Raw genomic sequence first — 11,668 nt, 5'->3', positions numbered from 1 at the left:
TCAACTTTCTTGTCTCGGGGTCCAGCTTGGGTCGCCCGCCGGGATTGCCAGAATGGCCGGGCTTGAAGAGTGGTGTTGGCACAGTGAACTCCTCTGTTCTCAGAAAGCGAATGAACCAAGCAATAACTATCTATTTTATATACTATAATTCGGTTTGAGTTGCGAATACTTGTGCATTTTGCTGCGGTGCTGGGCGATAGTCATGTCCGAACTACTGTCACAGCGGAATTTTGGTCAGCGTCTGCTATCGTGCCGAGCGATCATTAAATGCAAAAAGTTCGACTGTCTGCTGCCGAAAGACCGCTTCGCGGCGCTTAGCCGTCATCCGACAAAAACGGTCGGATGACTGCCTCGAGCCCAAAACGGGCGTGCTCGCACTGTGTCTATCTCACCAAGTGTATGAATGCTTTCGCTCTAAGTTCTGGCCCCGCCAAAAGGTACGGTCTTAAGTCCGGTGACTGCTCCACGTCGCGAGCGGTTGCGGTGCCATGCGTCGTAAAGTGTCGTGTCGAGAGGAAAATATGTTTAGAAAGAAGGCCTTTTCGTGCGAGCATTGTCATCAAATGATCGCTTGAAATCAGGCTAGGATTAAAATGAACGGCGCTCAATCACTCGTAAAAACCCTTTTGAACAATGGTGTGAATACGGTCTTTGCAAATCCCGGCACCTCGGAAATGCACTTTGTCGCTGCCTTGGATGAACACTCGGAGATGAATTGCATTCTTTGCCTGTTTGAAGGCGGCACGACGGGTGCTGCAGACGGGTATTTTCGCATGAAGCGAAACGTTGCGGGCACGCTCCTGCACCTTGCACCAGGCTTTGGCAACGCCTTTGCCAATCTGCACAATGCCCGAAAAGCGGGGTCCGGGATCGTGAATGTTGTGGGCGATCACGCAACGCATCACCTGCATTATGAAAGTCCTTTGAAGGGAGACATCCTAGGTATCAGCCAGGCGGTCAGTCATTGGACGCGTGTGTCGTCCAATGCCACTGACGTAGCCACGGACGGAGCGGCTGCGGTTCAGGCGGCCCGCGCGCGCAACGGTCAGATTGCAACGCTGGTCCTGCCTGCCGACACAGCTTGGAACGAAGCCAACGCAGCGGCAAACCGATTGGACAACCGAGAAAGCCTCCATCGACCGTCAACAACCGATATAGAGGCCGCGGCGGCCCGGCTTGTAACGCCGAACGCCGCGCTGATGATTGGCGGATCAGCTCTGTTTGGACCCCAGCGTGAACTGGCTGGCAAGATCGCTGCCGCGACGGGGTGCCGTTTGTTGGCTGATACTCTGATACCGCGCATTTCCAAAGGCGCAGGAACAGCAAGGCTAGACCAACTGGTCTATCCGATATCGCCCAAGATCGCTCAGCTTGAAGCAACCTCTTCGATCACTCTGCTTGGCACAGATAGGCCAGTCGCCTTTTTTGCCTATCCCGGGAAACCGAGCGTGCCCGAACCTCCGCATTGCCCCATTACGGACTTGTGCAAGCCCACAGATGATATCGAGTGGTCGCTGCAAGCGCTCGCCGACGCGGTCGGGGTCACAAGCAAAACGGCGACAGAAACCCATCCGCTCGACCTGCCAGACATTCCCATCGGACAGTTGACCCTCGAAAAAGTTGGTTTGGCGTTGGCCGCGCTGATCCCGGAAAACGCGATCATCTGCAATGAATCCGTGACGTCCGGGTTTCATGTCATACCACCGACAGCTACCGCCCACCCGCATGACCTACTCGCAGGCACCGGCGGCGCGATTGGGTTGTGTTTGCCTTGTGCGACGGGTGCGGCTATCGCCTGCCCCGACCGAAAAGTCATCGCCCTAACCGGCGACGGGTCCGCCATGTATACTCTTCAATCATTGTGGACCATGGCCCGCGAAAATCTGGACGTGACAATCGTTGTGTTTGCGAACCGCGGTTATCAAATCCTGCGCGATGAACTCACAAACGTCGGCGTGGCGAGCTATGGTCAGAATGCTCAGGCTATGTTTGACGTGGTGAACCCGACGTTGGACTGGGTTTCGCTGGCGAAAGGCCATGGTGTTCCGGGGACACGCGCAGATGACATGGACAGCTTCGCAAAGGCGCTTTCCGCCGGTCTCTCCAGCGAAGGGCCATCGCTGATTGAAGTTGTGTGCCCACCGCCCGCATGAGTATTCTGACACGGAACCTGAAAAGCAGATGAGACTAGGGGTGCAAATTGAGGATCAATTTTATTTGATAATGTGAAATGACTTTGCGATGGACCAAACGGCGGCCAAATTACCGCTTTGTACACAAAGCAGCCATTCACACACCGCACAGCGAACGACTGGAACGAGCCCTAAGCGGGCTTTGCCAAGATGCCTGAATGCTACGTGCGCAATCGGCAGTTGGCAGCCAATAGCCGCCTTCTGGCACGTCATCTGGTTCAGCAAAAGCGGACTTTTGTATTTCTGCGTTTGAATGGCAGAAGAGCGGGCGCCATTGCGGTTGTGCTCTGTCGTTAATGGTGATGACCAGACCTACTGCACTATTATACCCTTAGTGAAACTCTTTCGATGCCCTCCAGAATGTGCATTCGAACATCTTGGTGTGGCACGTAGCTTCTCAGATAGCGGTCTAGGTTTCCAGATAGGTCAGGATTCAGTTCTAATGCGCGCTCCAATTCGGATGCAGCAGCAGACAGTAAACCCAACTGCCCGAGGGCAGCAGCGCGCTCAACCGCACCCCAAAAGAACTCATTCATTCCGAACGCGATAGCTTCTGCCAGTGCGGATTCGTAATCCTCGGCGCTATAGGCCGAAAGAAACTTAGTGTGGTGCAACCAGCCTGGCACGTTGGTTCCGCACACCGCAGAGCGTTCTTCGTAAAGTTCTCCCGGGGTTTCCGAAACGACGTCACACATCCACATTCCGAAATGCATTGACTTATCATCGTCCAGCGCGAGCATGGACTGGCCACATTTGCGAACTTCCTCCAACTGTCCAAGTTCAAGGGAGATCATGGCTCTCGAAAGGAGCACTTTGGCACAGGTCTTATCGATGGCATAAGCCAAATCAGCACGACGAACTGCCTCTTCCAGTTGATCGGCCCCACGCTGGTAACCATGCTTGTAGCCGTCAAGAGTCAAATCCGCCGAAGCCGCCAACAACTCTGCGTTTTCGGGGTCATGTTCCAGAGCCAAACTAATTTTCGACATCGCAAAGCGATAGGCAGATTTGCTCGCGACCCCCTGATACCAATCTGCAAGGAAAAGTGCCTCTTTCGTGCTACAAAAACTCAGTTGGTTGAACCGAAACTCTGGGCGATTACTGCCGGGACTCAGCAAAATGAGTATCTTTGGTTTGACCTGGGCATTGTAGAGAGAGAGAGTGTTTCTCAGCCTTTTGCAAGCAACGCGGACACTTGAATCACTCTTACTTCTAAACTCGCTCCCTTTGCCGAACACGTTCAATGCAATGTCTTTGGATGACGGGGTCATGTCTTGGCCACCAAGTTCAGTATCCACGAGGAATCTCAGAACTCTTACAAGTTGTGGCGAATCCCGGAAGTGCTGAGAGCGGCACACAGCGTCCAGCTGTATCAGGACCTCCCTCCTGCCTGGCCTAATGCCATTGTATGGATCAGCAGTTCTGTTCCTACTCATTCCATGCCCCAAAACGCGAAAAAAGGGTGTTAGTCACACCTAGCCAAACCATGAGTGAAAAGGCAACCTTTGGAAAATCCACAGCTAATCAACAAGAAGCTCCGTTTCATGACCACACGAACACGTAATTTCAAAGTCCTTGTGGGTCTCGGCCTTTCAGCTACTCTGCTGGCCGGATGTAATGCTACCCAGCCGGTGGCGGTCCAGGCAGCCGACGTTTCGGCTCAACGATATGCTCCATACTCCTGCAATCAGCTCAGCGCTGAATACCGCAGAGCGCAGAGCATTGCACAGCAAATGGAAACCGAACTCAAGCGGCGCGCCGATCAGGATGAAGCGCTCACCAATATTTGGGCTGTTACCGGGGTTCAATTGGGCGGATTCAAATACGGCGATGGTCCGATGACTCAGGAATACGCAGAACTCAAGGGGACGATGGCTGCGCTAGAAACCACGATGATTTCCAAGGATTGCACGAACCTACCATTCTAACACGACGCAGCCTGCCCAAAGAAATACGGCAATCACCGGGGAGGAAAACAGATGATCCGGCTTTGTAAATCCATCCTGGCCACCTTTGCCGCACTGGCGATTATGGCAGCCGACCAAACCTCACATGCGGCGCCCGAGGCCAGTCCAACTTCGGCTCAATCAGCCGACACCGTTTTCACCAACGGCAAAATATATACTGTGAACGCCTCTCAGCCTTGGGCTGAAGCGGTTGCGATTTCCGGTGACAAGTTTGTTGTCGTCGGTTCTAACGATGATGCAATGGCCGTCGCAGGTGAAAGCGTCAAGGTTATCGATCTGGACGGAGCCTTCGTTATGCCCGGAACCGTTGATCTGCACTCGCATCCATTTATCACGCCTTGGTATGGCGACATGAATTTGTCACTGTCCCAGCCCGACAATGTCGTCGCAATCCTTGCCGAAGTAAAAGCCTATGCCGACGCAAATCCCGACAAGGAGTGGATATTGGCAGGACAATGGCATTTGGGGCTTTTCGAGAATGACGCACCCCGCAAAGAACTCCTTGATGAAATCATCCCGGATCGTCCGGTTGCACTTTTGGATCAGACTGGGCACACATTCTGGGTTAACTCAAAGGCCTTGGAGTTGGCGGGCATCGACAAGGACACTCCGTCAGACAGTGCTGTGGTCATAGTCAAAGACCCCGATTCTGGGGAACCCACCGGCACTTTGCGCGAGTTGGGGATGCAACTGATCGAGCTGGTGATTCCACAAGCGAGCGCCGAAGAATATGCTGAACCGATCTACGACATATTCGACATGTTCTTGTCTTACGGCATCACTTCACAGCAAACCGCAGAAGGACACCGCGCTCCACTTGAGGCATTAAAGTTGCTTGAACGAGAAGGCTATCTGCACCAGCGTGTCTTTGTTAGCTGGGATTGGCGCACCACTCTGAATCTTGCATATACTCTGGAAGACATCGAAAGCCAGATACAGAACCGAGCGAACTACCAAACCGAACTGGTTTATCCCGACTATGTCAAAATCTTTTCCGATGGCAGCCCCGGCGCGCGCACCTCGCTACTGATTGAACCTTACGAGGACGGTTCGGGTTTTCTTGGCGACACGCTTTTGAGCTACGAGCAGTATCGGGATGATTTCATCAAGTTCGACAAGATGGGTGTCGGCCTGCATATCCATTCCATTGGTGAAGGTTCAATCCGGCGTGTCATCGACGCGTTGGAAGCGATGAAGGAAGCCAATGGCGAAACCGGAACCAAACATAAGGTCGCGCATAACTGGATGATAACAAAGGACGACATCACCCGCCTTGCGGCACTACAGAACGTGGAAATGGATTTCTCGCCGCACATTCCCTATCCCCATCCTGGAGTCGAAGGTTCTTACCCGCAACAGATTGGCGACGACCGTTACAACAGCATGTTCAAAGTCCGCTCAGCCATTGATGCAGGTATAGTTGTTGGTCACGGTTCGGACTGGTTGACTGCTCAACCTACACCCAACCCGTTTCCCGCCATCGAAGGGTTTGTCACTCGGATCAACCCTGACATGCCCGAGATGGGGGCGCTTAACCCTGACGAAGCGATCACCCTTGAACAGGCGATTGCGGTAACAACGATCAATGGCGCCAAAATTCTTGGCGCGGATGACAAGATCGGTAGTATAGAACCGGGAAAGTTTGCTGATATGATCGTGCTTGATCAAAACCTCTTTGAAATTCCAGTAACGGACGTTGGTGACACGCTGGTGACGCACACGGTTCTAGGTGGCGAGATTGTTTATGCTCGGGCAATCCACGGGAACGAGGACGTCGACCACGGACGAGAACCAATGTCTCACTTCCTTGGACACAATCACGACTAGACTGTACTGTCGGAGGAAAGTCCGAGGTCGGCTTAGTCCGCAATGCAGTCATTGAGCGTAGGTGAGCGAACGTCTGCCTCGAGCCCAAAGCTGCCTATCAATAAACGCTTCTACGGATGTTTGCGCCTACTTGAACAGCATGAACCGACATTGAAATTTCTCTCACGGCCCCGCCTCGATCGCCTGGATCAGTGCCGACGTAAACTCCTCAGTCGTTGCGGTTCCGCCAAGGTCGTACGTTGGCTTGCGTTGAAGGGTTTGCGCTACCGCAGTTTCAATTGCCTCAGCCGCGCGTAGCTCATCGAGGTGACGTAGCAGCATGGTCAGCGACAATATCAATGACGTCGGATTAGCTATTCCCTTATCCGCGATGTCGGGTGCGGAGCCGTGCTGAGCCTGCGCTATGGCGAAGCGAGGGCCAAGGTTCAGAGATCCCGCGACGCCGAGGCCACCGGACAGCTCTGATGCAAGGTCTGAAAGGATATCGCCAAACATATTTGTTGTTACGATCACACCAAATGCCGCCGGATCGCGGACCAAATGCGCGGCCGCAGCGTCAACGAGCAACTCGTCATAGTCGATATTGGGATGCTCGGCAGCCACGGCGCGGCAGCATTCAAGAAACAGTCCGTCCGAGACACGCATCACATTTGCTTTGTGCACGGCTGTTACCCGGGAAAAGCCGTCCTGTTTGGCATGGCGAAATGCGGCTTCTGCAATGCGCATGGAAGCATGTCGGGTGATCTTTCGGAACGCGAGTGCGGTGTCGGGGTCAGGCATAAACTCTCCCGGTCCCTGATGCATGTTGCGGTCGGCGTAAAAGCCTTCGAGGTTTTCGCGCATGACGGTCAGGTGAAACGGTTTAGAGGCTGCCCTGGGAACGCCTTCCCATGTCCGTGCTGGGCGAACATTGGCGTAGAGTTCGAGATCCTTGCGCAAGGTGCCGGAGGGATTAAGACCTCCCTCTGCAGCCGGAGGATAAGCGTTGTGGGACACGGGGCCGAGGACTACGCCGTCAGCCTCCTTGGCAGCGGTGCGGACCGGTTCCGGGATTGTGCTTCCGGTCGCCTCAAGCGCAGCGAAACCGATGTCAGCCTCAGTCACAATTATCGGCCGGTTGCAGATGGGCGTCACGGCGGCAAGAACACGTTGCGTGGCCGACGATATTTCAGGGCCAATCCCATCCCCGGCGAGAAAAAGGAGTTGAAGCGGAGATACTGTGCTCGGTTCAGTCATGAGGATTGCTCCCACGGAGGTTGTTGGCTCTTCGTTAGGTTGGCTCAGTTGATGCGATCCAAGATGGCAATTGGTATCTCATTGAGCAAGGACCGGTTAGTCCGCAAAGTAGACGTTCACGCAAGTTGCAGCGAAAGACCGCACCGAGCCCAAAGCAGACGGTCGAAATTTTTGTGAGTTAGAACCAAAGCCCGAGGCGATTGAAGCCTATCAAACGAGAAGCCGTAGTCTTTTTGGGTCAGTTGCGGAATAGCTAGGGCAACAACATTCCGCGGATCATAAAAAAGAACATGGATGCAAGAGTAGCTGCTAAAGGGACCGTGATAACCCAAGCCGCTGCAATTCGGAGCAATAAGGTGCGCTTGACCAATTCGATCCGATGCACCCTGCCGAGAGCTTTCCGTTCTTTCTTAGCCAAGACACGGTCGGAGGAAGCCTGTGCCTTCATATCGCGTAATATCTCGCCCTTAGTCGTAACGTCAGCAGCTTCAAATCTCTCGAGGAATGCTTCAACCGCTTCTGGGTCATGGTCGGCGTGGTGCTCTCTAATTTCGTCCAACATGCGGGCGTAGCTGGACTTGATGTATTCGCGAAGGAATCCGACGCCGAATACACCCCCCACGGCGATATGGGTGGAACTGACTGGCAAGCCTAGCTGTGAGGCGACAATAACCGTAATCGCCGCCGCCATCGCGATGCAATATGCGCGCATTTTATCAAGTTCGGTGATCTCGCTTCCTACGGTTCGGATCAATTTGGGTCCATAAAGCGCGAGACCGAGAGAAATGCCTATGGCTCCAACCGCCATTACCCATATCGGAATAGAGGCTTTCGTGGCCACGGCACCGGCGGCGATCGCTTCGTTGATACCCGCCAGTGGGCCCACTGCATTAGCGACGTCATTGGCACCATGAGCAAAACTCAGGAGCGCTGCTGCAAAGATAAGCGGAACGGTGAAGAGATCGTTCACGCTTGATTTTTTATTTTCCAGACGCTTTGTCGTGTTTGCGACATACGGACGAATGAGAAAATAAACGACGATTGCAAGCAACAGGCCAATCACCAGCGCTGTAGGGAAGTCGACCTTCACCAACTTCTTTACACCTTTGAGCATCAGGTACGTGCCAAAGGCCCATGCCATTACAGCGACAAGTAATGGCACCATTTGGTTGGCCGCAGTCAATACGTCCGATTTATAGGTGATCGTGCGTTTGATGATGTAAAGGAAAGTTGCCGCAATAACTCCTCCAAGTACGGGAGAAATAATCCAGCTCGCCGCGATCATCCCAACCTGGTACCAGTCCGCTATGCTCCAACCGGCCGCAGCTATTCCAGCCCCAAGTACGCCACCGACGATTGAATGCGTTGTGGAAACCGGGGCACCGACGGCTGTGGCGAAGTTCAGCCACACCGCTGCCGCGAGTAGAGCTGCCGTCATCAGCCAGATGAAAGTGTCTCGGTCCGCCACCAAGTCCGGGTCGATAATGCCTTTTTTTATTGTGCCGACAACATCGCCCCCCGCAATCATGGCGCCGCCTGCTTCAAAGAAAGCCGCAATCAGGATAGCGCCGGTCAAAGTAATTGCTTGGGACCCGACGGCGGGGCCAACATTGTTCGCCACGTCGTTCGCGCCAATGTTCATCGCCATGTACCCACCGATCATTGCGGCGACGATCAAGAGCACTCCGTCTGTTCCGCCTTCCGATCTGGCCATTGCTACCAGCATGATGCCGACGATGAAGAGCAGAGCCGTACCAAACCGGAACAGTTCTTCGCGGTTTAGGCGAACTGCTTTTTCTACGCGTTCAGTTCTCAGCATGCACGGTCCAACGGTCTCAAGTAGCAATACAGTTCAAACAATTTGGGCAAGTAGAATTTCTACGCCATGATTTGAATCAATGAGATATGTACGTTGCGGTAATAATAACACCGAGGTCAGAAAGCGCCCGGGTTTGGGATGTAATATCGGCTAAGAACCGTGGCGCTATACGAATATTGGTCGAGGTTAGTGTGCGGTCTTCCTGCAGGTCGATAACCGCACCATTCGGTGTTTTTGTGATCCAGAATTTGGACTGATTGAATGATCAAGTACTACCTACCGGTCGCAATTGGCGCGCTACTAATTGCCTTCTGGGTAAGTCCTGACGCGCAGATTGTTGCAGCTGGTATCGCTATTTTTTTGTTTGGCATGCTGATGCTTGAAGACGGCTTCAAGCTACTTGGAGGCGGTACATTAGAACGAATGCTTCAGCGAGCGACACAGTCCGTTTCGCGATCGCTCTTATTCGGTTTTGTCTCTACTGCGTTGTTGCAGTCCAGCTCACTGGTTTCGGTTATCACGATCTCATTTTTGAGTGCTGACCTTATTTCTCTGATAGGTGGTGTGGGGATAATCTTTGGTGCCAATATCGGAACGACGACGGGTGCGTGGTTGGTCGCCGGGCTAGGATTGAAGGTAAATATCGCAACTTACGCCATGCCAATTATCGGCCTTAGCATAATCCTTGTATTTCAGAAGCCGAAGGTGCTCCGTGGCATTGGTTACGCCCTTGGTGGACTGGGATTTCTGTTCTTGGGCATTCATTACATGAAAGAGGGTTTCGACGCGTTCAAGGACCAGGTCGACCTAATGCGATTCGCACTGCCGGGATTTTGGGGACTGGTGGTCTATTGTTTATTGGGGACTGCCGCGACCTTGATTATGCAGTCGAGCCACGCGACGATGGTGCTTACTCTCACCGCGCTTGCTGCTTCACAAATTAGCTATGAAAACGCACTGGCTCTGGCGATCGGGGCTAATATTGGAACCACGATTACGGCGATTATTGGCTCGATCAGCGCCAATTTTCAGGGCAAGCGATTGGCATTGGCGCACCTGATCTTCAATACAATCACTGCGGCGGTAGCTTTGGTTTTCATAGTCCCACTGCGTGAGATGGTTGACCTGATCAGTGGTGCCGTGGGCATCGGCGCGGAAGATTATGCTCTGAAGTTGGCGGTGTTCCATACCATCTTTAACGTGCTCGGCGTCTTGCTCATGTTACCATTGATGCGAGAGCTGATCTCCTTTCTTGAACGCAGTATCGTCGAACCAACCCCGGATTTCAGTCAACCGCGTTACCTGAACGATGCGGCCGATGATTTCCCACAAACTCTTGAGATCGCACTTCGAAAGGAAGTTATGCATCTCTACGAAAACGCGATGACGTTGATCTTGCATGGCTTGAACCTGCATCGGAAGGATGTTTTTGGCGCGAACAGCGTTGCAGAGGTTGTTCGAAACAGTCGAACACCTTCCGACATGGATATCGAGGAAAGTTACCGACGCAAGATCAAGACGCTCTATTCCGCCATTGTCGAATTCTCGACGCGCGTTGGGGAAAAACGTGTCGAACCAGACGTGGCAGAACGAGTTTACGCACTGAGAGATGTGGCAGGCGACATCGTTCAAGCGGTTAAGTCAGTTAAACACCTGCGCAAGAACATCTTGCGCCACACTGTACGGTTTTCCGGGAGTGCAACCGAACTTTATGATGACCTCCGTACTGAAATTGCCAGAATACTCGTCGAGATTCAAAAGCTTGAAGACGCAGAACCGGAGGAGCGTAGTGCACTCTGGCTTGATCAGGAACGTGCACAAGTAGAAGAAGACGCACAGACCGCTGCGCGCCGTGTAGAACAGCTCATTCGAAAAAACCAACTCACTCCCGATGCTGCAACTTCATTTCTCAACGATTCGGACTACGCCTATAGCGCGATGCGTAAGCTGATCGAAGCAGCGAGAACCTTTTATATCGAACGAGACAACGCTATGGCCGAAGTTGAACGTTTGTTGGCTTTGGAAGAAGAAGAACTCGGTGAGTATGGGACTGAGAACGACGCGCTGTCTAAGGAAGACGAATCCGAAAAACGTCACAGTCAAGTCGTAGAAAGCAAATAGTATGCTGAGATTGTGCAACGGTCTGCGGGGGGCATTCAGATGGCACTGAAAAAACTTGCCGAAAAAATGGCTGAGTACAACTCGCGCCTTGAGGCAGGCAAAGCGGAGAAAATTAAATCCAGCCATGTTCAAAAGGTACTAAAGAAGCTTCGCAAGAAAGCAACTGATCTTGAAGCCGAAATTCATTTGGAGAAAAATCCTGACAGAAAAGCCAGACTAGTTCGAAAACTCGGAACAGCGCACGAAAGTATAAAACGGGCGGAGTGGCTATTGAGCGAGATTGACTAGAACTCTGCTCCTGTCTTTGAAAATTGGCGGAGTCGTGAGGAGGGCCTTCGTAGCCATTTTGAGCCTGATGCCAACACCCTTGAGCGCCTAGTTTAAGCATTCTTAGCCGTCAATTCTGTTTGAGCACCGAACGGTGGGTTTGTCCGCAAAGCGGTCACTCGCCGGTCTTGTCAGAAGAAGTTGTCTTGAGGCAGGAAGGACGGTCGCATAGTTTTTGT

8 protein-coding genes are annotated in these 11,668 nt (G+C 52.8%); 5 read left to right on the top strand and 3 right to left on the bottom strand.

The window, feature by feature from the left end:
- The first annotated feature begins 593 nt into the window (after positions 1–593).
- Complete coding sequence (locus tag I9187_RS21695; protein WP_170485060.1) at positions 594–2,153, top strand: acetolactate synthase large subunit; 1,560 nt, start codon at positions 594–596, stop codon at positions 2,151–2,153.
- 362 nt (positions 2,154–2,515) lie between these two features.
- Here the strand turns inward: I9187_RS21695 and I9187_RS21690 are convergent, their stop codons facing one another.
- The gene (locus I9187_RS21690) at positions 2,516–3,490 is read right to left on the bottom strand and encodes a hypothetical protein (RefSeq protein ID WP_171722461.1); all 975 of its coding nucleotides are present in this window, start codon (positions 3,488–3,490) and stop codon (positions 2,516–2,518) included.
- A 246-nt stretch (positions 3,491–3,736) separates the two neighbouring features.
- Here I9187_RS21690 and I9187_RS21685 point away from each other — a divergent pair, with 246 nt between their 5' ends.
- Positions 3,737–4,120, top strand: coding sequence for a hypothetical protein (locus tag I9187_RS21685; protein WP_171722462.1), 384 nt, complete (start codon positions 3,737–3,739; stop codon positions 4,118–4,120).
- Positions 4,121–4,171: 51 nt separating this feature from the next.
- The gene (locus I9187_RS21680) at positions 4,172–5,986 is read left to right on the top strand and encodes an amidohydrolase (protein WP_171722463.1); all 1,815 of its coding nucleotides are present in this window, start codon (positions 4,172–4,174) and stop codon (positions 5,984–5,986) included.
- 162 nt (positions 5,987–6,148) lie between these two features.
- Here I9187_RS21680 and I9187_RS21675 read toward each other — a convergent pair whose 3' ends face one another.
- A complete protein-coding gene (locus I9187_RS21675; protein ID WP_170466879.1) occupies positions 6,149–7,222 on the bottom strand; it encodes an isocitrate/isopropylmalate dehydrogenase family protein in 1,074 nt (357 codons plus the stop codon).
- A gap of 253 nt (positions 7,223–7,475) precedes the next feature.
- A complete protein-coding gene (locus I9187_RS21670) occupies positions 7,476–9,041 on the bottom strand; it encodes an inorganic phosphate transporter (protein WP_170474662.1) in 1,566 nt (521 codons plus the stop codon).
- Between the two features lie 261 nt (positions 9,042–9,302).
- On the opposite strand from I9187_RS21670, the gene I9187_RS21665 reads away from it, so the two are divergent.
- Positions 9,303–11,162, top strand: a complete 1,860-nt coding sequence (locus tag I9187_RS21665) for a Na/Pi symporter (RefSeq protein WP_170474665.1) — start codon at positions 9,303–9,305, stop codon at positions 11,160–11,162.
- A gap of 39 nt (positions 11,163–11,201) precedes the next feature.
- Positions 11,202–11,450 carry a hypothetical protein gene (locus I9187_RS21660; RefSeq protein ID WP_171722464.1) on the top strand — a complete coding sequence of 83 codons (249 nt, stop codon included), beginning with the start codon at positions 11,202–11,204 and terminating at the stop codon, positions 11,448–11,450.
- Positions 11,451–11,668: the final 218 nt, after the last annotated feature.

Source organism: Ruegeria sp. HKCCE4148 (genome assembly GCF_017872495.1).
Classification (GTDB): domain Bacteria; phylum Pseudomonadota; class Alphaproteobacteria; order Rhodobacterales; family Rhodobacteraceae; genus Ruegeria.
This window is presented reverse-complemented; position numbering and strand designations above follow the sequence as displayed.

What these genes read in the sequence shown, in the direction of transcription:
- I9187_RS21675 (WP_170466879.1), bottom strand. Translation starts at nt 7,222, where the DNA reads ATGACTGAACCGAGCACAGTATCTCCGCTTCAACTCCTTTTTCTCGCC.
- I9187_RS21680 (WP_171722463.1), top strand. Translation starts at nt 4,172, where the DNA reads ATGATCCGGCTTTGTAAATCCATCCTGGCCACCTTTGCCGCACTGGCG.
- I9187_RS21670 (WP_170474662.1), bottom strand. Translation starts at nt 9,041, where the DNA reads ATGCTGAGAACTGAACGCGTAGAAAAAGCAGTTCGCCTAAACCGCGAA.
- I9187_RS21695 (WP_170485060.1), top strand. Translation starts at nt 594, where the DNA reads ATGAACGGCGCTCAATCACTCGTAAAAACCCTTTTGAACAATGGTGTG.
- I9187_RS21685 (WP_171722462.1), top strand. Translation starts at nt 3,737, where the DNA reads ATGACCACACGAACACGTAATTTCAAAGTCCTTGTGGGTCTCGGCCTT.
- I9187_RS21665 (WP_170474665.1), top strand. Translation starts at nt 9,303, where the DNA reads ATGATCAAGTACTACCTACCGGTCGCAATTGGCGCGCTACTAATTGCC.
- I9187_RS21660 (WP_171722464.1), top strand. Translation starts at nt 11,202, where the DNA reads ATGGCACTGAAAAAACTTGCCGAAAAAATGGCTGAGTACAACTCGCGC.